The organism is Paenibacillus sp. FSL R5-0923 (genome assembly GCF_038009145.1).
In the GTDB taxonomy this organism is placed as follows: domain Bacteria; phylum Bacillota; class Bacilli; order Paenibacillales; family Paenibacillaceae; genus Paenibacillus_AQ.
The window spans coordinates 4972512-4994936 of the sequence record NZ_JBBPAT010000001.1; the positions used below are offsets into that span (position 1 = coordinate 4972512).

The following is a 22425-nucleotide window of genomic DNA, read 5'->3' on the forward strand; positions in this document are numbered from 1 at the left end:
ATCCTCACTCCTCAGTCTCATTGCGTTCAGCTGTCATCTCGTATACTTTTTCAGCGATATCGGTAAACAGTACTCCGTTTAGATGGTCAATCTCATGTTGAAAAGCCCGAGCAAGTAAACCACTGCCGGTAATGGTAATTTCTTTTCCCTCACGGTTAAGACCACGTACGGTTACTGTCTCTGCACGGCGTACATCACCATTTAATCCGGGAATACTAAGACATCCTTCAGGTCCTAGCTGCTCCCCTTCTGTACCGATGATTTCCGGATTAATCATTTTGATCAGCCCGTGCTCTTCATCTGCATCCACCACAATTAGGCGCTTCAAAATGCCAACTTGTGGAGCTGCCAGCCCTACACCTTCAGCGTCATACATCGTATCAGCCATATCATCTAACAATTTTTTAACATTAGGTGTAACTACAGTTACTTCTTTTGCTATTTTGTGCAACACTTCATCCGGTTCCTTAACGATCATACGTATCGCCATTAAAAACACCTTCCCGTTCTGTACATCTCTATATTTAGAGTTTATTGATCTAGCTCTTTTTTTACATTGTAACATGATAACGATTTACATCAACATTTGCGGATCAACATCAATGCTGATCTGAAGCCCTGTATCCCGTACAGAATCCTCCAACTCCTCAGCCACTTGTCGAACAAGCCCTATCACATCGATGGCGCCGCGCCATTTTATCATACATTGGAATCTATATCTACCCTTTAAGCGAGGGATTGGAGAAGCTACGGGACCTAACAGATCTAGTACATCCGTGGTTAGCTTATCTAGACTCCCATACCATCTTAGATTTCTGGCCTTCCCCTGCAGATTCATAGCGTAATTCTCTGCCATCCGGAGTAGTAGCGGTAACTGCTCATGGGATAATGTAACGAGTATCAGTCTGCAATAAGGCGGATAATGTAGCCCTCTGCGATGCTTCAGCTCTTCCCTTACAAAAGAGAGATAGTCATGCCCGCTAGCATGAATAATAGAATAATGCTCTGGTGTATAGGACTGAACAACGACCTCACCCGGAAGCTGATGCCGACCTGCTCTTCCAGCAACTTGTGTAAGCAATTGGAAGGTCTTCTCCGCTGCACGAAAATCTGGCAAGTTCAACGCTGAATCTGCTGTAATTACGCCAACAAGAGTTACGTCAGGAAAATCCAAACCTTTTGCTACCATCTGAGTGCCTAGCAGTACATCCGCTTTTTTGTCTCTGAATTGATTCAGCAGCTTCTCATGCGAACCTTTTTCTGTCGTTGTATCCACGTCCATACGAATCACCCGTATCCCAGGGAACAACTTACCAAGCTCTTCTTCCACCCGCTGCGTCCCCGTTCCGAAGAACCGGATATGCTCACTTCCACACTCTGGACAAAGCTTAGGTGCCGGTTCAGCATGACCACAATAATGACAACGCAAATTGTCACTACGACTATGGTACGTTAATGAAATATCACACTCGGGGCAGCCTGCTACATATCCGCAACTCCGGCACATAACAAACGTCGAGAAACCTCTACGGTTAAGCAATAACACGGTCTGTTCTCCACGTTCCAGTCTTTCAGCCAATGCAGCATGAAGCTTTCGACTGAACATTGAGCGATTACCTTCTTTAAGCTCCTCCCGCATATCCACGACATTTACCTTCGGTAGTTCGTTACCAAGCGCGCGGGTAGGCATCTCTAGAAGGACTGGTGAAAAATGAATATCACTCTGCGCTCTAGCAGCATGATAGCTTTCTAACGAAGGCGTGGCGGAGCCTAAAATCACGGCTGCCCCACACTGTTCGGCTCTGCGAATCGCTGCATCACGGGCATGATATTTCGGATTTTCCTCCTGCTTATATGAGGTTTCATGCTCTTCATCCATAATAATCAAACCTAGGTTAGAGAACGGGGCAAACACCGCTGAACGGGCGCCAACGGCAACCGTAGCCTTTCCTTCACGGATTTTGCGCCACTCATCGTAACGTTCGCCAACAGATAATCGGCTGTGCATTACCGCGACACCACTTCCGAAGCGCCCTTTAAAGCGCTCCACCATCTGCGGCGTTAATGCGATTTCCGGGACGAGCACTACGGCCTGTCTACCCTGATCCAGACAACGTTTGATACATTGCAAATAGATTTCTGTCTTACCGCTCCCCGTAACGCCATGTAACAGAAAAACTTCATGGAGCTGTTCTTCTAGCGTTCGTGAAATACGTGTGTATACAATCTCTTGTTCTGCTGTAAGTGGCAGAGGCGTAGTAGGCTTAAAATCACGTCCTTGATAAGGGTCGCGATAGACTTCGATTTCACTGATTTCGATAAAGCCTTTTTCCTCTAAACCCTTCACGGTGCTTGCCGTCACTTGAAGTGCAGACAAGACTTCCTTAAGCGCCATTGGGAGTGTAGCTTCCCTTTCAATCAGAAAGCTAAGTACTTCCTTCTGTCGCGCGGACTTTTTGGGGAATTTATTCAACGCCTCACGAGCAGCGGTGATCCCTATCGCAAGATCTACTGCTTTCAGCTTCTTCTTGCCCATTTTATCTTTAATCGATTGGCTCTCTACAAGAACTCCACGTCTTAGCATGAACTTCACCGTCTCCGCAGCCTCCGGAAATGCACGGGTGAGCTGCTTCATGGAAACTTCGCCATTACGTCCGATAAACTCAGTAATTAGTCGTTCCTCATTCCCTGTATCTGCAAACATAGGGAATAATTCATCATCAGAAAATGCTGCTTCTTCTTCCACATCTCCTAGCGAAATCAGTCGTTCTGCCTTCCCTTTTAGAGCAGTGGGCAGCATCGCTTGCAGGGCTGAAATTCGTCTGCATGCATATCTTTTACTCATCCAGTCCGCTAGCTCAACTAATTCAGGAGATAAAGGTGGAAGCAAATCCAGCACCTCTTGAATAGCCTTAAGACCAGGATTCACTACTGTTTCACCTGACTCCAGAGAAACGACAAAGCCTTGCACCGTGCGGTGTCCAAACGGTACTGCTACTCGACTGCCCACTTCAATCCATAACTTTAGTGATTCTGGAATACTATAATCAAATGGCCGGTCAGTGCTGCGTACAGGCACATCCACAATGACCTTGGCAATATCCATTATAATGAAGCTCCAGTAATCCGCTCTGCCACGAGCGTCAGCAAGCGGCGAGCGACCTCATCCTTAGACAATTGTGGCAATTCGAGCACCAATCCATCTACATCATAAATCGATACAATATTCGTATCCGATCCGAATCCGGCTCCTGCAGCCGCTACATTGTTTGCAACAATGAGATCGCAGTTTTTGCGGACCAGCTTGTCCTTTGCATAAAATTCTGTGTTTCCCGTCTCCGCAGCAAAGCCGATCAAGAACTGCTTGTCTTTGTTCTTACCTAGCGTTTCCAGAATATCCGTTGTTTTTATAAGCTCAAGAGTCAGTGTATCTCCACTTTTTTTAATTTTGGATGGCTCACTTTGCTTAGGCCGGTAATCCGATACAGCAGCCGCCTTGATCATGATATCGCAGCTATCCCACTGCGCAGTAACCGCATCGTACATCTCTTGTGCAGATTGAACACGAATGACATTCATATCCGGGTCCTGCGGAGGCGCTTCATCTGTTCGCGCAGCAATCAAGGTAACCTCAGCACCCATTGCACGTGCAGCACGTGCCAATGCAAAACCCATCTTACCGGAGGAATCATTGGAGATATAGCGTACCGGATCAATCCGTTCTACTGTACCACCAGCTGTGATGACGATCTTTTTACCCTTGAGTGGACTAGACTTCACACTTTCTTGCAACGCAAAAAAATCCTCAACATTACTTACAATAGTCTCTGGTTCCTCTAAACGTCCTTTACCCACGTAACCACATGCCAGCAGACCTTCTCCAGGCTCAATAAACTGAATACCTCGTTTAGCGAGGGTATCCAAATTGCTAAGTACAGCGGGATGCTGATACATATGAACATTCATAGCCGGTGCCACCATTATAGGTGCAGTAGTAGCGAGTAACGTTGTGGATAACATATCATCCGCAATTCCGTGCGCCATTTTAGCAATAATATTTGCAGTTGCTGGTGCTACTATCACAAGGTCCGCCGAATCAGCCAAATCAATATGCGAGATGGAGGATGGATCCCGTTCCTGGAATGTATCGCTATATACTCGTTGCTTCGACAGTGACTGTAGAGTTAATTCTGTAATGAACTGCTTTGCCGAAGCTGTCATAATGACATGAACCTCAGCTCCTTTTTGGACAAGCTTACTGGTCAGGGCTGCTGCTTTGTAAGCGGCAATTCCCCCTGTAATCCCAAGTAAAATAGTCTTCCCCTTCAAGCTCTTCAACATGATCTCCCCCCTGTTCCCTTCTCTTACAACGAATGATCTATTTCTTAAACTTCTTATATTTTGAGAAAAAAATAACAACCTTCCGGTTGTCAGAAACAGCCCGGTCTTGGGCTATCAGCATTCATTAAAGACCCATAATTGCTCCATAACCCAAGAAGAAACGGCATCGCCTAATAACAAATAGGCGGTATCCGTTTCTACAAAAGGTCATATCTAAATAGACTTGAGACTACTCTTCACCACGGGTAAGCGTAATGCGATCTTCGTAAATTTCTTCAAGAGCAACACCGACGAATTTATGCGATCTAGGGTTCTTCACATCTGTCTTGCCACCCTCACGCAATTGTCTAGCACGACGTGCTGCGGCTACAACGAGCGAATACTTACTGTCAACCTTGGTCATCATTTCATCAATTGATGGATATAGCACAGGGACACCTCTTCATAGTTTACTGGTAATACCTTCAGCCTTGCAGCATTCATTATCTAACTTTACAATGTTCGGCGATAATAATGCTTTCTATTCTCTTACAGGCCAGATCAATCTCATCATTTACAACAGCATAATCATAATGCTGCATTAGATTAATCTCATCCTCCGCTACAGTCATGCGGTGATCGATCACATCTGGATGTTCCGTACCCCGTCCGCGTATGCGGTCCTTCAGCTCATCCATAGAAGGTGGAAGAAGGAACACAAAAATACCTTCAGGAAATTTTTCTTTAACTTTGAGAGCTCCCTGAACCTCAATTTCGAGAATAATATCTTTGCCGTTATTGAGAGTTCTCTCTACAAAATCACGTGGAGTACCGTAAAAATTACCTACGTACTCCGCATATTCAAGCAGTTGATCGGCTTCTATCATAGCCGAAAACTCCTCTTTGCTTTTGAAAAAATAATTCACGCCGTCTTCCTCACCCGCACGCGGACTGCGAGTAGTAGCAGAAACTGAGTAGACAAGTTCGGGCATCTTCGGTCGTAGCGCAGTACATACAGTACCTTTACCCACGCCGGAAGGTCCGGATAATATGATGAGCAATCCTTTTGACATAATACACTCCATTTAGTTGTTATTCGTCGTTGTCGTCATCTTTACTGGATAAGCGATGCGCTACAGTCTCCGGCTGTACAGCCGACAGAATGACATGATCACTATCTGTAATGATTACGGCACGAGTCCGTCGGCCATAGGTGGCGTCGATCAACATATGTCGATCTCGAGCCTCCTGGATAATACGTTTGATTGGTGCAGATTCCGGACTGACGATGGAAATAATGCGATTGGCGGACACAATATTCCCAAAGCCAATGTTGATAAGTTTGATTGCCATGTTCCGGTAGTTCCCCCCATAAAGTTCTATGCTATTGCCTGTTCCCGGTTACTCTATGTTTGCCGCTTGTTCACGAATCTTCTCCAGCTCAGCTTTCATGTCTAGCACAAGACCCACGAGTGTTAAATGATTACATTTCGATCCGATTGTATTCGTCTCCCGGTTCATCTCCTGAATGAGAAAATCCAGCTTGCGTCCTACCGGTCCTTTCCCCTTCAGGAGGGTTCTGCATTGTTCGAAATGACTATACAACCGGGTCAACTCTTCATCAATATTACAGCGATCTGCAAAAATAGCGATTTCCATCCCGAATTTATGCTCATCAAATGCGAACGTCCCATCATTTAACTCATTTAATCGATGACGAAGCTTGTCACGATATTCAATGATTACAACAGGTGCAAGTTCGACCATTTCAGCATGCATGGATTCTAGATGATTGAGACGCTGTTCAATATCAGCGGCTAGAAAACTGCCTTCACGGGCGCGCATCTCTAGCAGAGATTGCAAACTCTGCTCAAGTCCCGTCTCCAACATTTCAGAGTAGTCTTCTAAGGCCGCGGACACGGCACCCGCAGCCTCATCTTTGCTTTCCATAATACCGGGTATAGAAAGTATATCACGTAGAGTCAACTCACCGGACAAACCATACTCGTTCTTAAGCTGATCTGCTGCCTTAAGATAAGTCATGACAGTAGAGCGATTCAGAACCGGTCCGGAAGACGACTCATCGTGCTCTCTATTGATGGTAACATCTATCCTTCCCCGTTTGACGTGCTGCTGAACCTTTCTTCTCAGCACATCCTCATAACCCGTCCAATCCCGGGGCATCCGCAGTACAACTTCGCAGTACCGGTGATTCACCGATTTCACTTCGAACATAATCTTGTAGCCGCCGAATTGCAGGGACGATTGACCGTATCCGGTCATGCTAAATGACAACGGAATCACATCCATTACACTATTGTAATTGATTATTACTAGCGAAACAAGGGGGACAATTTACGTCCTGATTTCTCCCATACATACTCGATCAACTGTGTACTCATATCATAGAACATAAACGGTGTCATCAAATAGATCCCATTGAAATGGGCAGTTGCAACATCTAGCAATTCCTTGGCGATGGCGACCCCTTCAGCTCTTCCTGCTTCTCCTTCAAGTCCCTTCATGCGATTCCGGACATCATCCGTAAGCTGGATTCCCGGAACCTCGTTATGCAGGAACTCTGCATTACGCCCACTAGCCAGTGGCATCACACCAATAAACACGGGAATATCCAGATGTGCAGTTGCCTCAGCGATCTTTACGATAAGCTGCTGATCATAGACAGGCTGAGTCATAATATAATCTGCACCAGAGGCAATTTTCTTCTCCAGTCGCTGTACGGCCTTATCTAAATGTTTCACATTCGGGTTAAAGGCAGCACCGATAACAAAATTTGCTTTCTGCTTCAAAGGTTTACCTGAGAAGGAAATGCCATCATTTAACTGCTTAATCATACGAATAATCTCAAAAGAGGTTAAGTCGTAAACCGAACTTGAGCCGGGAAGATCTCCGAATTTCGCTGGATCACCAGTCACCGCTAACACATGATCAATTCCTAGCGCATCAAAACCCATCAAATGTGATTGAGTACCAATCAGATTACGATCGCGACAAGCAATATGCACTAGTGGACGAAGTCCAGTTTTAGCGTGCACTAAATGGCCCAAAGCCATATTGCTCATCCGTGTAACCGCCAGTGAGTTATCGGCGAGTGTCAACGCATCCGCACCCGCTCTTCTCAGTGCTTCCGCGCCCTGCATAAACTTGGCGATGTCCAAATCACGGGGTGGATCAAGCTCAACAATCACCGTATGGCGTTCCTTTACTAGATCAACCAGGTTCGGCTCTCTACCATCTCTTCCCTCATCTTCGCCAAAATGCTCTTGCAGAGATACACGCTCCACAGTCGGAGGCGACGGTTCTGGAAGTGGTTGAGGTACGTAATCTTTCAATGCGGAAGAAATTTCAGCAATATGCTGCGGAGTAGTACCACAGCAGCCCCCAATAATTCTGCAACCCATTTCTGCAAAAGTAACTGCCATTTGTCCGAAATATTCCGGTGAGGCTCCATACCGATATTCTCCATCTACATAATCCGCAACGCCCGCATTCGGATAGACCGAGGTAGGCAGAATAAGATTGCCTTGTACCGCTTTTAGTGCTCTCTTAATCCCGTTTGGGCCAGTATTACAGTTAAATCCGATGATATCCGCTCCATCACCTTCTAAGATCCGGAAAGCCTCTGGTAACGTCAATCCATCTAATGTACGTGCTGATTCATCCACAGCAAATTGGCAAATGACTGGGAGAGTACTATGTTTACGTACTGTTCTTAGCGCAAGATGCAGTTCCTCGACATCGTAAAAGGTTTCTAGCATAACGCCGTCTACTTCTTCTTCTAACAAAGCTGTAATCTGCTGTGTAAAATACCTCTTCAACTCTGTCGATGAGAGATTTGCACGCTTACCGGCGCGAATAGAGCCTACAGCACCTAATACATAGCCTGTATCTCCAGCAGCTTTACGAGCGATTCTTACTCCGGCGCGATTAATTTCTTCAACCTTGGACTCCAAACCATATTTGGACAGCCTGTCAAAATTCGCTGAGAAGGTGTTGCTTTCTAGCAGCACTGCTCCTGCATCGATATAGCTGCGATGGACATCTTCGATAACCCCCGGAGAGGTCAAATTTAATTCTTCGTAGGAAATGCCGACAGGGAAACCCTTCTGATATAAATAGGTACCCATCGCTCCGTCTCCAACCAATACTTCGTTTCCCCATGCGGAACGTAAATCCGGCTTCACTGCAAGATCCTCCCCTGTCACATTAGGTTCTACTTTAGTTTCATACTAATGTAACATAAATCGCTATGGATGATAAGCTTTCATAAGAAAAGCAATCAACCCCCCAGTGGTATGAATGATCAAGTATTAAAAGCCTCATACTAACGTTAAAAACAATAAAAGGGGTATTTAAGTGAAGAAAAAAACAAGAAAGTTTCTGATCCGAAAATACACGGTAATTCTACTCTTATGCATTCTCTGCTTATTATTTCTGTATTTGGGAGATTGGATGTACGGATATGGTCTGGGCAATATCGGTTATATTCTAAATTACTTGCTATATACCCCCTCTGAGAAAGTCGCTGCTTGTATTTTATTGCTATGCCTGATTATTCCCGATATCCTAGCCTGGAAGACGGGGCATCAACCAGAACGAGGAGGGGAACTGTGACTTCTTATCGCTGTAATAATAATTAGGAGCAATGGAATCAACACCATAAAGAAGGGAAAGACCGTGTATAGCAGTTTCCCTCCCTCTTCAATATGTTCTGTGAAGCTTCGGGCATTCAGCATCGAACTGAACAGGATTATTAGAGCTACCGGATACACCATTCTTCGGTAAGGAATCTTGAACAATTCTGAAATCCCAATAAGTGCTGCTGCAAAAAAAACAGACAATTTGAAAAAAACACCGATTATTAGCACCATGACAATTAGAATATCCACACGTTGAATAAAATCGGAGATAGAGATCTTACTGATCGTAGGCATTAAGGGGAACGGAGAACGCCTGACAATATCTGTACCAAGCACCGATATATTTAAGGCCATAGTCATACTTAACAGTATACCTGATACAAATATGCCCGCTGCGATTACCCAAGGACCTTTTTTAACGTTATTCAGATAGGGCATAAGCATAGTAAAACAGATCATTTCACCAAAAGGGAAAATGTAGTTTTGATGTAAAACAGAAGAAACAATTGGCTTAATTCCATTCTCAAAAACAGGGAGCAAACGGTTCAAATTAATGGAGCCCGAGAACATTAACATGCTCGAACAAAATAAACCGATTAATATCACAATCACCGCAAACACCAACGAAGTTCGGGACAGCACTTCTACTCCTTTATGCAATACATAAGCACTAGATAATACCATTAACATCGCTACAATGAATAACGGCGTCCTGTGCATAGTAGCCATAACTAGCATAGAGCTACCATCTCGCAGATCACGACCAGCCAAATTAAGAAATATCACGATATAAGCTATGGATATCAATGAACCCACATATTTACCAAATAGTTGCCGGATATATGCCGTAAGGGGCAGATTCGGAAACTTTCTATAAAGATAGGCATATCCTGCAAAAACAATTAATCCTATCAAATTCCCCAGCAATATGGAAATCCAAGCATCCTTATCAGACTCCATTCCAAGATTCACTACCAGCGCCGTCCCTAGTTCAAACAACACTGTCAGGGTGAAAAATTGAAGTAGTCCTATTTTTATATTTCCCATAGCTGCCCTCCTAAATTATCATTTCTTTTTGGACTGAAAGGAATCACTCCGCATGTCGGTATGCCGAATAACTATATCCACATTAAACTTGATCTCACAGGTTGCAAATATGCTATCCCAATGATCTTTTACTTGCTTCCACCCCCGCGGATTCTCTCGTTCTACAACTTCACCAAATCCAAGATAATCGCTTTTTAACGAACGAGCTGCTGAGACAGCTGCATGTAACTTATCATTGATACTCTGTTCTAGAAGTTCCGAAAGATTATTTAAGACCTTGGGATCTGTCAAATCCAAAGCATTAGGCGATTCTTTTAAACCTGCCTGCTCAGTGATATTTATTGTGATTACCGGATGCTCCGCGTCCTTCGCATCAGCATGAATATGTACCTGAGATAAATACACGATGAACGCTACATATTCATCCTCACCAATCGAAACCACTACTGGAATTTGTGTAATTTTATTCTTTAGCAGGGCAGTGCCTATAGCTTCATCACCTCGTAGCCAGCCTTTCAGCTTGTCCTCTTTAAATGCAGCGAAGTCTGTAACTCTAAGAATGGCCTCAGGATCTATATTTTTCAAACTGTCGTTATTATCTTTTTTGTCCAATTCGCCTGTTACCATTACCCCATTGACGATAGGCCCACCACCTGGAATTTGAATACCACGAATTATATCGTCTACTTCCATCCGGTAATTATATCCATACTGTTTAGAGGTCGTCTGCAGCTTCTCCACTAGATCATTGGCAGGAATCTTGCCAAACGTAGTCATGGTCGTCATACTATCTACCGCCGGCTGTCCCTTTGATATAAAAATAAAACTGCTTAGCCTAGTTTCACTCTCTCTTTCTAGGACATCCATCATATCTTTGATACCTTCGCGAGCAAACTTCTCCGAAATAACGATCACTCGGATATGTCCTAAGGACAAGAAACGCGCAGTCTGACGCGAGGCATTAGCCAACGCTTCAAACATTGTACGTCCACTGCCTTTATATACTACGACTGGCGAAGTACCTCTGGCGTTCTCGCCAGAGATTTCGTCAGCAATTATAATCTGAAAAGATAATACATATTTTTCCTCATCTGTAGGACCTCTATCAATAGCCACTCCAGAAACGATTGCCCTTCTATTTAACTCCACACTGTCCCAGCAGCCTGTAAGACTGAGAAATATCAATAAACATAGCAGGACAACCCCAATAAAAATAGTGCGATTACTCTTCATCCTGCGCTCCTTTTTTTGGATGCTCTGCCCCAGTAGATTTTTCAAGGATTTTAGGAGAAACATTCTGTTCATGTCCTGTTGAGATCTTCTTTCCTTCCGAAATGCCTTCTTGCCTCTTTGTTGTAGAAACTCGCTCCGTTCTCAAAGCCCATAAGGGCAGTCTTAAGAACGCATCTTTTTGACCATGTGAGGATATAGGCACTATAGGGGATAGATAAGGGACACCGAATGAACGCAGACTATTCATATGTGCAAGCAAAACAATTAAGCCTAAAGTAATCCCATAAAAACCAAACATACCGGCCAGTACTAAAAATCCGAAACGGATAATTCTTCCTGATATCGCCATGTTATACGCAGGTATAGCAAAGCTCGCAATCCCTGTCAGCGCTACTACAATAACCATAACCGGTGTGATAATTCCTGCTTCCACTACTGCCTGACCCAAAATAAGCGCCCCTACAACGGATACAGTCTGTCCCACTGCACGCGGCATCCTTACTCCAGCTTCTCTAATGATCTCGAACGCTCCCTCCATCAGGAGTGCCTCCACAAAAGCAGGAAAAGGTACATTTTCACGTTGTGATAATAGATTGATTAACAGGGTTGTAGGAATCATCTCATAATGGTAAGTGGTTAACGCTATATAAACGGAAGGCCCAAGAATTAGTACAATAAAACTGATATATCGAACAAGACGCATGAGAATTGTAATATCGAACCTTTGAGCATAATCCGAGGCAGACTGAAAAAACAGTGTAAATACCGCAGGCAAAATCAATACAAACGGGGTGCCATCTATAATGATCACAACCCTACCCTCTAATAGGTTCGTCGCTGCAACGTCAGGCCGTTCACTATTATTAATGGTTGGAAAAGGTGTGAAGGTTTTATCCTGAATCAGCTCTTCGATATAACCTGATTCCATGATGGCATCGACATTAATCTGTTGTAGCCGATTTCTCACCTCTTCTACCAACTTCTCGTCTGCATTGTCTTTAATGTACATGAGGGCCACATCTGTGTGAGTTACCTTTCCGATCTTTAAATGTTCTAGTCTTAGCTTAGAAGACTTAATTCTTCTCCGAATCAAGGAAATGTTCGTAGCTACAGATTCAACAAAACTATCCTTTGGGCCTCGCACGACTAGTTGGGTGGATGGTTCGCTGACGGAGCGAGCTTCTCCTCCCTCGGTCTCACACACAATTGCACTGTCATAACCTTCAATCAGAATGACCGTTTTGCCAGAAAGGATCGCCAGTAGAACCTCATTCCACTCCTCTTGCAGCTGTGCTTGACCTATTTCCAAAGCACGGTTCAATACGAATTCCTTAAGATCATTTGTTGCAGAGATGTTCTCTTTGAGCATTTCGTCTGTGATTCCGAGTAACGAACCGATTACGAATTCATCGACCGTTTCCTTGTTGACAAGACCATTAAGATGAATCGCTGCTGCTTGAAAGGGGCTCTCACCTCCGATCTTTACCTGACGAATTTTGAGATCAGGACTATGACCCAACTCATTATCTATTTGGTCGAGCGTTTGGTCCAAATCATCGGTAAGCCTCGGAATTCGAGTATCTTCATGACCTGAGGCTCCTTGTTGTTCCTTAGCGGATTTGTTTCTTCTGTTTATCCCGTTTATGTTCAACAAGGTTCCCCCTTTTTTTCAATCTTAGGGGTATTATTCTCGGTTATCCCTTCCATTATTCGGCTACATAAAGTCGCAAGGATGTGGAAACACAAAAAGACAGCCCAAGAGATTACTCTTAGGCTGCCTTTTTAAGTGTTTTTCTAAATGTCTACACTGCCTGTGAATGCAACCTCAGCAGGACCTGTCATATACACATGATTATCCTCTTCGTTCCATTCAATATAGAGATCGCCACCCTTTAGACTAATCCAAGCCGCCCGGTCTGTCAGACCATTGAGCACAGAAGACACTAAAGTTGCGCAAGCTCCAGTCCCACAAGCAAGTGTTGGTCCAGCTCCGCGTTCCCATACCCGCATATCTACTCTGCCTCGATCCAGAACCGTCGCGAACTCGACGTTTACCTTTCTCGGGAACAATGGATGTACCTCTAGCTTAGGTCCCCATGTCGCAAGATCGAAAGAAACTGCATCTTCTACATAGATAACGCAATGAGGATTACCCATAGATACTGCAGTAAACTTAAATTCGGTTCCATCCGATTCAATCCGCTCTGAGAGCACGGGTTCTGCATCAATAGCTACCGGAATTTGAAGACCGGACAATACAGGTTCACCCATATCAACCGTTACAGTTTCCACTACACCGTCTTTTACATTCAAGGTAACCTTTTGTTCTCCGGCACCAATCGTTTCAATAACAATCTGCTCGGAGTTTACCAGGCCATGATCGTAGACATATTTGGATACACAGCGAATGGCATTTCCGCACTGCTCTGCTTCCGAGCCATCAGAATTCATAATGCGCATCATGTAATCGCCGCGTTCAGACGGAAGGATGTATACAAGTCCGTCCGCACCAATTCCGAAGAATCGATTGCATAACGTTACAGCAAGATCCGCTGCATTACTTGGTAGCTCTTGCTCGCCGAAAACTACGATGAAGTCATTGCCTAGGCCGTGCATTTTTGTGAATTCCATTGAAAGTCCACTCCTAAAGGTTATGTTAAGTTAGATACGAGCTGTTAACTGCAACAAGTATACCTTTAGGAATGGAGCGTTACTATTAACTTTATGCCGAAATTTTTGTACTTTTTATCATCGAATTACTACCACTACGACCACGATTATGTTTACCGCCCCAAACACTGCCAGCACCCATCAAGAAGGTCGGAATCCCCGCTGTTACAAATACTAGACACCATTCACGGAAATTAAGCGGGACTGTTTTGAAGACGGGCTGGAGAAATGGAATATACATAACAGCCAGCATCAAAATCACGGATGACAATACAGCAAGAACTAGGTACTTATTCTGGAATGGATTTCGATGGAACACCGAACGAGAACTGCGGCAATCAAAGACATGAATCAACTGAGCCATAACGAGTGTTGCAAAAGCTACAGATTGTGCTCGAATCAGCTGCGCTGGATTTTCTGGTGCTACACGTAAGGTTAGCCAAAATGCTCCTAACGTACATAAACCGATTAAAAATCCACGGCTTATGATCTTCCACCCTAAACGACGGGCAAAAATATTTTCCTTTGCACCACGCGGCTTATGCTCCATTAAGTCCTTCTCAGGCTGGTCAACACCAAGCGCCATCGCTGGCAGTCCGTCTGTCACCAAGTTGACCCATAAAATTTGAATAGGCACTAATGGCAGAGGCAGACCGAGCATCATGGCAAAGAACATGGTCAAGATTTCCCCTACATTTGATGCGAGCAGGTATCGAATGAATTTACGAATGTTCTCATAGATGTTTCTACCCTCTTCAATGGCAGCAACAATGGTTGAGAAGTTGTCATCCCCTAGCACTAATGAAGATGCTTCCTTGGTCACATCTGTTCCGGTGATCCCCATAGATATTCCTATATCTGCCGCTTTGATGGCTGGAGCATCATTGACTCCGTCTCCGGTCATAGCCACAACATGACCACGGCGCTGCAAAGACTTCACGATACGAAGCTTATGCTCTGGAGATACGCGGGCGAATACGTACACATTATCCGATACTTTATCCAGCTCATCATCATCCATCCGAGTCAGTTGAGCCCCTGTTAATACTGTGCCCCCACGTTGCAGAATTCCTAATTGGTGAGCAATGGCCTCTGCAGTCGTTCCATGGTCCCCAGTAATCATCACAGTCTTAATTCCTGCTCGGCGTGTGACGCTAATGGCATCGCGAACTTCACGCCGCGGTGGATCAATCATTCCAGCCAATCCGATAAAGACAAGTTGGCACTCCGCATCCTTTTCACTATCCACATGTTCACTTGGACGCATATCACGATAAGCCATACCTAGGACACGAAGTGCACCTGAAGCCATTTGCTCATTGGCATCAAGTACTTTCTGCCGCAATGTTGGCGTTAAAGGCACGACACCGCCTTCCCAGAGCATATACGAACAGCGATTAAGCAGCACATCAGGCGCGCCTTTCGTACATACCATCCGTCCTCCGGGATGACCAATAATAACTGACATTAACTTCCGCTCGGAATCAAAAGGAAATTCCTTCTCACGGGAGTAGGTTACGGCTAGCGTCTGGGCGGTCAAACCCATCTTCCCTGAAAGCGCTACTAGAGCTCCTTCCGTTGGATCTCCTTTGAGTTCCCAGATCGATGAGCTGTCAGAAGATTTATCAACTACAATGCCCTTATCCTTCCCTTTACGCTTACCTCGCACTTCGGTCGGAAAGGTCTCAATAATCTCCGCATTACTGCACAAAGCACCCACCTGTAGCATCCGTCTTAAACTTTGATCATTTTTGAGATCTACCGGTTTACCTTTCTCCAGAACCTGTCCGTTCGGAGCATAACCTTCACCTGTTACTTCAAGGCCACGTCCGCCCGTCCATAATCTGGTCACCGTCATTTTATTCTGAGTCAATGTACCCGTCTTGTCCGAACAGATGACGGATGCGCAGCCCAAGGTTTCCACTGAAGGTAACTTACGAACGATAGCCTTTCGTTTGATCATCCTCTGCACGCCCAGCGCAAGTGCGATGGTTACAATGGCCGGAAGCCCTTCCGGAATCGCAGCGACCGCCAAGCTTACCCCGGCCAAGAACATTGCTGTGGCAGGCTGTCCATGTAAAATACCGGCTGCTACAACTACAATAGTTAAACCTAGTGATACATAGATCAAAATTTTTCCTAACTGCTCGAGACGATGCTGAAGGGGAGTCTCCTGAGATTCTGTATTCTGGATCAGGTCTGCAATCTTACCCATCTCTGTGTCCATACCCGTACGAATTACGATTGCTTTACCAGTACCCCTGGTTACCATTGTGCCCATGAACCCAAGATTCTTCTGATCGCCGAGCGGAATCTCCTCCGCGCGGATCACATCCGAATGCTTCGAGACAGGCAGTGATTCCCCAGTTAGCGCGGATTCCTCCACATATAGAGAACTGCAATCCAGCCATCGAATATCCGCGGGTATTCGATCACCACTCTCCAGCAAGACAATATCACCTGGTACTAACATCTTTGCTAGAATAACCTCGCTGTTCCCCCCACGCAGTACTTTGGCAGAAGGTGCGGAGAGCTGTTTTAAAGCTCTTAGCGAACGTTCGGCGCGGAACTCTTGAACAAACCCAAGGGCTCCGTTTAAAAGGATAATCGCGATGATCGTGATGGCATCCAAATATTCGCCAAGCAAACCGGATACGAGCGTCGCACCCATAAGCACAAGCACCATGAAATCCTTAAACTGGTTCAACAGCAGGGTAAACGGGGATACGGTCTTTCCTTCGGACAGCTCGTTATACCCATTTTGCTTCCGTCGCTCCGCGGCATCCTCTCCACTGAGGCCCGTCCTCGGATGGACATTGAACATTTTCTGCAGCTCTTCTGCACCGAGCCGGTGCCAACTGTTTTGTTCCATGACTTTTCTTTCCCTCCCGGTCGTTTCTTGACTTCCGGCGGCGCACAGCTTTTCCACCTGTTCATGACCAAGTGTATTCAAGGTCGTCCAATAATATCACCGCCTAACCAATTCCCCTTTTGCGCGAATGTCCCAAAGTATGGCATCATAGAGAGGTAAGCTTAAACGTCTTCGGTGTTCTTATAAGGGCGGTAAGCGTTTAAACAAGAAATATAAGATATAAAGTATGATGTGAAACTTATACTTTCTTATATTTTCAGAAATTCAATTCACGTCGACAGGAGAGCTTTATCATGGCATTAGACGGCATTGTTACCCGAGCTATCGTGCACGAACTGCAATCATTCATCGGTGCGCGTATAGGCAAAATATATCAACCGAGCAATCACGATCTTATCTTCAACCTGCGGGGTGCCGGTGGCGGCGGCAAGCTATTGCTCTCTGCTAATCCGACATATCCGCGTCTGCATCTTACAGAAAGAAGCAGCATAAACCCATCAGAAGCACCTATGTTCTGCATGCTCATGCGTAAGCATTGTGAAGGTGGGGCTATTGAGAGTATCACTCAGGTAGGCATGGAACGAATTATTCACATAAATGTTAAGACTAGAGATGAGCTTGGAGACGTTTCTGCCAAAAAGATCATCATAGAGCTCATGGGACGGCATAGTAATATCATCCTTACTGAGCTCAGCACAGGAACGATCATAGACGGCATTCATCATGTTACTCCATCAATCAGCAGCTACCGGATCGTAATGCCCGGTGTCGCTTACACAGAGCCTCCTCAGCAACACAAGCTGAACCCTCTGGAGATCGATAAAGAACGATTTCTCAATTTGATCTCAGCTGCTGAAGAATCCGCTCTACTGGAAGAAGATGAGAAGGAGGCCGAACCGGAAGAAATCATTGAAGGTGAGCTCGCCAACCTGATTACAAAAGAAGAGGTTGAACAGAAACCTGACGGCTCAGGCGGTCCTTCCCCATCAGCTGACCCGGTAGGCTGGATGGTGCATGCCTTCAGCGGAATGAGTCCACTTGTTGCCGGAGAGATTGCTCTTCGTCTCAGAAATGACCTTGCGATAGGTGATACACAGGGATCTGCACCAGAATTTCCAACAAAGTTATGGGACGCCTTCCAGTCTGTAATGGGACCTGTCCATAATTGCGAATTCTCTCCTATTTCAGGTGCGAATACGAAAGGGAAAATGATTTTTTCCGCGATTCCGTTATCTCTATTGGGTGAGAATGCGAAGCAATATAACACGATTAGTGAGTGCATGGAGGATTATTACGGGGATAAAGCTGAACGTGATACGGTGAAGCAACGGGTAAGTGATTTGATCCGTTTCCTGAGCAACGAACGTAGCAAAAACGTTAAGAAGCTTGCCAATCTACAGAAGGATCTAGACGAAGCGCAAGACGCAGATCGCTATCGTATTTGGGGTGAATTGCTATTCGCGTCCTTACATGCCGTGTCCAAAGGAGATAAAGAAGCCTCTTTGGTCAACTATTATGACGAAAATCAGGCAGAAATGGTCATCCCACTCGACCCTTTATTAAGCCCATCGGATAATGCACAACGTTATTTTAAAAAGTACAACAAATATAAAAACAGCCTCCTTGTCATTAATGAGCAGCTGATTAAGACCCATGAGGAAATATCCTACATGGAAAGTTTACTTCAACAGCTTGCCCATGCCTCATTGAATGACATTGAAGAGATCCGCGACGAGCTTGTAAGTCAAGGATATCTTCGCGACCGAAGCAAAAAAGGCAAGAAAAAGAAAAAAGCAACCAGACCTACATTGCAGGTCTTCACCTCGTCTGAAGGCATCGACATTTATGTCGGAAAAAATAATTTACAGAACGAATACGTCACTAATCGACTGGCTTCACCTAATGACACTTGGCTGCATACCAAGGATATTCCTGGTTCTCACGTTGTCATCCGTAGTGAGGAATTTGGAGATGCCACACTGGAAGAAGCCGCCCAGCTTGCCGCTTATTACAGTCAGGCGAAGCAGTCAAGCAGTGTGCCTGTAGACTGCACACTGATCCGCCATGTCCGCAAACCGAGTGGCTCGAAACCCGGATTTGTGATCTATGATCATCAGAAAACATTGTTTGTCACTCCAGATGAAAATCGCATTAAGAGTCTTCCAAATACGCTGAGAAGCTAAATAACAAAAAGAACCGGCTGTCGTCCATTTGTGGATGACAGCCGGTTTTCGTTTTTCAGTATATTATGTTCAACTGATTGAACTTAGTTTTGACGTAACATGCCAGCAACCTTCTTCAACTGTTCCAGAGCTTCAACAGAAACCGTAACACTACCGATATCTCCATGGAATACAACACCTTGACGAGCACCATGAAAATCCGAGCCACCGGTTATAATTAAGCTGTATTCTTCAGCCATGGTTAGGTAACGCTCTGAATCAGCGGGTTCGTGATCCGAATGATAAACCTCAATCCCTTTAAAAGCCCCCCGCTCCATAATCCCTCGTACTAACTGGTCGTCACCATATAGGCCTGGATGCGCCAATACTGGAGACCCACCCGCCTCGATAATCCAATCACAGGCTTCCTCGGGCGTGATTCGTGGGGGTGACACGTAAGCCGCTGCACCTTCGGCTAAATACTTATTGAACGCATCTCTCATATCCGTAGCTGCTCCAAGACGAACCAGTTCATCAGCAATATGTGGTCGACCAATACTCTCATCAGGCTTCAGTTCCCGTCCAATTCCCGCGACAACTGCCTCAAGCGTAATTTCAATCCCAAGCCCACGTAATTTTGAGAGGATCGCATCATTCCTTAGTGCCCGGGTTTCTCTTAGCCCTTCCAAACGGGAAAGAAACAACTCATTTGCTGGATCTATGTAGTATCCAAGGACGTGAATATCTTTTCCTCCAGCACGAGTGCTGATCTCTACACCCGGTACAACAGTGATTCCGTACTTCTCTCCTGCTTCGAGAGCTTCCTTCACACCAGCCACAGTATCATGATCCGTAATGGCAACTGCGATTAGTCCCTTCTCTTTAGCGAGACGTACATTTTCCTCCGGTGGCTGCATGCCATCAGAGGCTTGAGTATGCGTGTGAAGATCGCATCGTGAGGCGTCAATATTCTCCGGTCTGTCGCCCTTCAGTTCATCCAGTCTAGTTTCATTCTCCATTTCTATCACCTCTATCGCTAGTTTCTAAGTTTCCTGCCTCTGGTCATATTGCTTTAGTTATCATTCGAATGCTCGCGCAAAAAAGTCAAGAACGTCACTGCAGAAATTGGCAGCAGTGTCGATTTTAGATGAATGGCGTAGAATTGTCTTTTAAATGAGGCATCCGAGATATTCACGATTTTCAGTAGTCCAAGCGCAACCTCATGTTTAACAGAAGAAGTCGAGATAATAGTAACCCCAAGACCCGCCTCCACTGCCGACTTCACAGCACCCGTACTACCAAGCTCCATCACTATTTTCATCGATCCCGGATCAAGCCCCTTCGAGAACAGCTGCTCTTCCATCACACGCCGCGTTCCTGAGCCCTGCTCACGCAGAACAAAAGGGTGCTGAAGCACCTCCTCCAAAGTGACCTCTTGCTGCTCTGCAAGCGGATGATCATAGGGCACAATCAACTTCAATTCATCCCCCATCACCGGCTCAATCACCATATCAGGATGTGTTACCGACGCTTCAATTAAACCAAAATTCAACTGATGTTTTAGGATTTCCTCCATAATTTGCGAGGTATTCATGACCTTCATCATGATTGAAATGTTCGGATATTGCTTTCCAAAAGGACCTAAGAGCCGTGGCAGCACATACTCCCCAATGGTAAGGCTTGCCCCAAGCTGCAAGCGCCCTTCCAACATATGCGTAAACGCCGACATCGCTTGATCCGTCTCCCGCATCAATTGGATACTGCGCAGCGCGTATGGCATTAACGTATGACCTGCTTCGGAGAGCATGATTTTTTTGGTAGAACGATTGAAGAGCTTGGTTCCAAAATAATCCTCTAGCGCCTGTACTTGCATGGTCACTGCTGGTTGAGTCATATGTAATGTCTGTGCCGCTGCCGAGAAGCTTCCTCGCTCTAAGACAGTATAAAAAATATGTAATTGATGAAAGTTCATGCTCTGCAACTCCTTGTGCTGTCTATAAAAGAAACTTAAGTAAGGGATTATGTACGATATGAAGCTTATATATTCTTATTTTCAAAAAGGACATGCAGCCACCGCCGCATGCCTCCTGTTCGCTCTTTATACACTATTTACGTTTACGCTTCTTCTTCGTTAGCTTAGTGCGGCGGGAATTGCGCAGCAGCGAAAAGTAAGTTTTTAAATCTCTCAACTGTGGAGTCGCAGAGATTCTACCAAGAAACGAAACGATGATCATAGAATATAATGGCTGACCTGAAATATCTTTTTCACCTATCAATTCCGTGAACTCAGCGATTACTACAGAGTCATCGTCAATTAAATACGCGTTAAAATCACTGTCTGAAAAGGGCTTGAGCCGATTCTGCATCAGGCACTGCCACATCCATGCGGCGACCTCTTCGTCATCGCTTACACCTTTACCGATCCGGTCCAAATAACGACTCTTCGCATGATTTGTTATAACGATGTCAGCGACCCTGTAGTCGTTCAGCATGATGTGGAAGGGCTCGTAAGAACTGGGCCAATCCGTCCCTTTGTTGCGCATCATCATCACACTCCACCATAAGGGTCTTTGTATGTACTTAATGTTGTCATCTTACCTCATTGCTGAAAGTTGTACAAGTTCCAGAGCACGGAAGAAACCGCGGTTACCCGAGAGCTGCGCATAAAAAAACAGGTGCTACTTAAGCACCTGTTCACCTCCAAGAATTACATACCGTAATTACGGGACTTGTCCGGCCCATTACTGGTATACTCTGTCTTAATTTCGTTTCGATAGGATCTTTCGATCTTACGAACGTAGGAGAGTCTGCGGACATTCTTCATAACTTCCTCGGCACGTTCTGCATTTACATACATCACTGCATAATGCATTTTCCGAGAAACATAATGTAATGTTCCGTATTTCTCAAGGTTACGTGCCGCTTTAACGTCACTTACCCAAATGATGTATCCTGTCCGTTCCGCAAACATAAGCTAAACCGCCTTTCTCTCTCTAAATCCTAAGGGAAGCTTATCCGCAGGAGCATTTTCCCCCGCTACCGCATCCACCTTTAGGGGAAGGATCATTGCTTGGTACTTTAATGCTATCCGATACTGAAAAAGCAATCGCTTCCGACATGGAATGCAGAATGTCATCAAGAGTCTTCTCCGCCTGCTTAAAACGAGCGACCTCTTCAAACTTCTCCAATTCCGCTTCTACTGCCGAAACCTCATCCTTCGCTGAATGATAGTTCGGATGAAAATGTCCGAATCGCTGTGTTTCTTCAAACAACTCCTTCTTGGCTTGAAGCTGTTTGACCATGGCCTGAATTTCTGGGTTCGAATCAACCCGTCCTTTCCAGTATAAGTAATCCGACACTTCGGCGGATTGATTAATCATATCGCCTAATTCATAGGCGTATGTCAGCACTTCAGCCATATCGACCGTATTTAATTCCGCTACGCTCATGAACTCAGCTC

General features: G+C 45.2%; 20 protein-coding genes. 2 read left to right on the forward strand and 18 right to left on the reverse strand.

Features of this window, described 5'->3' with window-relative positions:
- Positions 1 to 4: 4 nt before the first annotated feature.
- The 8 genes from def to MKX35_RS22350 form a co-directional block, all read right to left on the reverse strand.
- Complete coding sequence (def, locus tag MKX35_RS22315) at positions 5 to 490, reverse strand: peptide deformylase (RefSeq protein WP_042126884.1); 486 nt, start codon at positions 488 to 490, stop codon at positions 5 to 7.
- An 84-nt stretch (positions 491 to 574) separates the two neighbouring features.
- A complete protein-coding gene (priA, locus tag MKX35_RS22320; RefSeq protein ID WP_076299453.1) occupies positions 575 to 3106 on the reverse strand; it encodes a primosomal protein N' in 2532 nt (843 codons plus the stop codon).
- A complete protein-coding gene (coaBC, locus tag MKX35_RS22325; protein WP_076282915.1) occupies positions 3106 to 4341 on the reverse strand; it encodes a bifunctional phosphopantothenoylcysteine decarboxylase/phosphopantothenate--cysteine ligase CoaBC in 1236 nt (411 codons plus the stop codon). The genes priA and coaBC overlap by 1 nt, the downstream gene beginning before the upstream one ends.
- A gap of 229 nt (positions 4342 to 4570) precedes the next feature.
- Positions 4571 to 4771 (reverse strand): DNA-directed RNA polymerase subunit omega, encoded by a 201-nt coding sequence (rpoZ, locus tag MKX35_RS22330; protein WP_036686188.1) that lies wholly within the window; start codon positions 4769 to 4771, stop codon positions 4571 to 4573.
- A gap of 52 nt (positions 4772 to 4823) precedes the next feature.
- Positions 4824 to 5393 carry a guanylate kinase gene (gene gmk, locus MKX35_RS22335; RefSeq protein WP_076299454.1) on the reverse strand — a complete coding sequence of 190 codons (570 nt, stop codon included), beginning with the start codon at positions 5391 to 5393 and terminating at the stop codon, positions 4824 to 4826.
- A gap of 19 nt (positions 5394 to 5412) precedes the next feature.
- The gene (remA, locus tag MKX35_RS22340) at positions 5413 to 5673 is read right to left on the reverse strand and encodes an extracellular matrix/biofilm regulator RemA (RefSeq protein ID WP_006209218.1); all 261 of its coding nucleotides are present in this window, start codon (positions 5671 to 5673) and stop codon (positions 5413 to 5415) included.
- Between the two features lie 48 nt (positions 5674 to 5721).
- Complete coding sequence (locus MKX35_RS22345; RefSeq protein ID WP_042187381.1) at positions 5722 to 6615, reverse strand: YicC/YloC family endoribonuclease; 894 nt, start codon at positions 6613 to 6615, stop codon at positions 5722 to 5724.
- Positions 6616 to 6653: 38 nt separating this feature from the next.
- Positions 6654 to 8525, reverse strand: a complete 1872-nt coding sequence (locus tag MKX35_RS22350) for a bifunctional homocysteine S-methyltransferase/methylenetetrahydrofolate reductase (protein ID WP_076299455.1) — start codon at positions 8523 to 8525, stop codon at positions 6654 to 6656.
- A gap of 172 nt (positions 8526 to 8697) precedes the next feature.
- Between MKX35_RS22350 and MKX35_RS22355 the strand changes: the two genes are divergently transcribed.
- Positions 8698 to 8955, forward strand: coding sequence for a hypothetical protein (locus MKX35_RS22355; protein WP_143759425.1), 258 nt, complete (start codon positions 8698 to 8700; stop codon positions 8953 to 8955).
- On the opposite strand, the gene MKX35_RS22360 is transcribed toward MKX35_RS22355, so the two are convergent.
- From MKX35_RS22360 to MKX35_RS22380, 5 genes are all read right to left on the reverse strand, one after another.
- On the reverse strand, positions 8928 to 10028 hold the full coding sequence (locus tag MKX35_RS22360) for a GerAB/ArcD/ProY family transporter (protein ID WP_076299456.1): 1101 nt from the start codon (positions 10026 to 10028) through the stop codon (positions 8928 to 8930). The genes MKX35_RS22355 and MKX35_RS22360 overlap by 28 nt on opposite strands.
- 18 nt (positions 10029 to 10046) lie before the next feature.
- Positions 10047 to 11261 carry a Ger(x)C family spore germination protein gene (locus MKX35_RS22365; RefSeq protein ID WP_076282920.1) on the reverse strand — a complete coding sequence of 405 codons (1215 nt, stop codon included), beginning with the start codon at positions 11259 to 11261 and terminating at the stop codon, positions 10047 to 10049.
- Positions 11251 to 12915 carry a spore germination protein gene (locus tag MKX35_RS22370; protein ID WP_081382867.1) on the reverse strand — a complete coding sequence of 555 codons (1665 nt, stop codon included), beginning with the start codon at positions 12913 to 12915 and terminating at the stop codon, positions 11251 to 11253. Before MKX35_RS22370 ends, MKX35_RS22365 begins: the two co-directional genes overlap by 11 nt.
- Positions 12916 to 13055: 140 nt before the next feature.
- Positions 13056 to 13892, reverse strand: coding sequence for a diaminopimelate epimerase (gene dapF / locus MKX35_RS22375; protein WP_076282922.1), 837 nt, complete (start codon positions 13890 to 13892; stop codon positions 13056 to 13058).
- A gap of 91 nt (positions 13893 to 13983) precedes the next feature.
- Positions 13984 to 16803, reverse strand: coding sequence for a calcium-translocating P-type ATPase, SERCA-type (locus MKX35_RS22380; protein ID WP_076299457.1), 2820 nt, complete (start codon positions 16801 to 16803; stop codon positions 13984 to 13986).
- A gap of 293 nt (positions 16804 to 17096) precedes the next feature.
- Between MKX35_RS22380 and MKX35_RS22385 the strand changes: the two genes are divergently transcribed.
- Positions 17097 to 18986: an Rqc2 family fibronectin-binding protein gene (locus MKX35_RS22385; protein WP_076282924.1), complete on the forward strand. Its 1890-nt coding sequence runs from the start codon at positions 17097 to 17099 to the stop codon at positions 18984 to 18986.
- Between the two features lie 83 nt (positions 18987 to 19069).
- Here the strand turns inward: MKX35_RS22385 and MKX35_RS22390 are convergent, their stop codons facing one another.
- The 5 genes from MKX35_RS22390 to MKX35_RS22410 form a co-directional block, all read right to left on the reverse strand.
- The gene (locus MKX35_RS22390) at positions 19070 to 19984 is read right to left on the reverse strand and encodes a PHP domain-containing protein (protein WP_076299458.1); all 915 of its coding nucleotides are present in this window, start codon (positions 19982 to 19984) and stop codon (positions 19070 to 19072) included.
- 53 nt (positions 19985 to 20037) lie between these two features.
- Positions 20038 to 20937: a selenium metabolism-associated LysR family transcriptional regulator gene (locus MKX35_RS22395; RefSeq protein ID WP_076282925.1), complete on the reverse strand. Its 900-nt coding sequence runs from the start codon at positions 20935 to 20937 to the stop codon at positions 20038 to 20040.
- A gap of 133 nt (positions 20938 to 21070) precedes the next feature.
- On the reverse strand, positions 21071 to 21508 hold the full coding sequence (locus MKX35_RS22400; protein WP_076283371.1) for a hypothetical protein: 438 nt from the start codon (positions 21506 to 21508) through the stop codon (positions 21071 to 21073).
- A gap of 164 nt (positions 21509 to 21672) precedes the next feature.
- A complete protein-coding gene (locus MKX35_RS22405) occupies positions 21673 to 21936 on the reverse strand; it encodes a YlbG family protein (RefSeq protein ID WP_042126853.1) in 264 nt (87 codons plus the stop codon).
- 40 nt (positions 21937 to 21976) lie between these two features.
- Positions 21977 to 22414, reverse strand: a complete 438-nt coding sequence (locus MKX35_RS22410) for a YlbF family regulator (RefSeq protein ID WP_076282926.1) — start codon at positions 22412 to 22414, stop codon at positions 21977 to 21979.
- Positions 22415 to 22425 lie beyond the last annotated feature (11 nt).

Excerpts from the sequence above, each read along its gene's own strand:
- gmk (WP_076299454.1), bottom strand. The coding sequence starts at position 5,393 with ATGTCAAAAGGATTGCTCATCATATTATCCGGACCTTCCGGCGTGGGT.
- MKX35_RS22385 (WP_076282924.1), top strand. The coding sequence starts at position 17,097 with ATGGCATTAGACGGCATTGTTACCCGAGCTATCGTGCACGAACTGCAA.
- dapF (WP_076282922.1), bottom strand. The coding sequence starts at position 13,892 with ATGGAATTCACAAAAATGCACGGCCTAGGCAATGACTTCATCGTAGTT.
- MKX35_RS22360 (WP_076299456.1), bottom strand. The coding sequence starts at position 10,028 with ATGGGAAATATAAAAATAGGACTACTTCAATTTTTCACCCTGACAGTG.
- MKX35_RS22410 (WP_076282926.1), bottom strand. The coding sequence starts at position 22,414 with ATGAGCGTAGCGGAATTAAATACGGTCGATATGGCTGAAGTGCTGACA.
- MKX35_RS22395 (WP_076282925.1), bottom strand. The coding sequence starts at position 20,937 with ATGAACTTTCATCAATTACATATTTTTTATACTGTCTTAGAGCGAGGA.
- MKX35_RS22365 (WP_076282920.1), bottom strand. The coding sequence starts at position 11,261 with ATGAAGAGTAATCGCACTATTTTTATTGGGGTTGTCCTGCTATGTTTA.
- remA (WP_006209218.1), bottom strand. The coding sequence starts at position 5,673 with ATGGCAATCAAACTTATCAACATTGGCTTTGGGAATATTGTGTCCGCC.
- coaBC (WP_076282915.1), bottom strand. The coding sequence starts at position 4,341 with ATGTTGAAGAGCTTGAAGGGGAAGACTATTTTACTTGGGATTACAGGG.
- def (WP_042126884.1), bottom strand. The coding sequence starts at position 490 with ATGGCGATACGTATGATCGTTAAGGAACCGGATGAAGTGTTGCACAAA.
- MKX35_RS22380 (WP_076299457.1), bottom strand. The coding sequence starts at position 16,803 with ATGGAACAAAACAGTTGGCACCGGCTCGGTGCAGAAGAGCTGCAGAAA.
- MKX35_RS22390 (WP_076299458.1), bottom strand. The coding sequence starts at position 19,984 with ATGGAGAATGAAACTAGACTGGATGAACTGAAGGGCGACAGACCGGAG.
- MKX35_RS22405 (WP_042126853.1), bottom strand. The coding sequence starts at position 21,936 with ATGTTTGCGGAACGGACAGGATACATCATTTGGGTAAGTGACGTTAAA.
- MKX35_RS22400 (WP_076283371.1), bottom strand. The coding sequence starts at position 21,508 with ATGCGCAACAAAGGGACGGATTGGCCCAGTTCTTACGAGCCCTTCCAC.
- priA (WP_076299453.1), bottom strand. The coding sequence starts at position 3,106 with ATGGATATTGCCAAGGTCATTGTGGATGTGCCTGTACGCAGCACTGAC.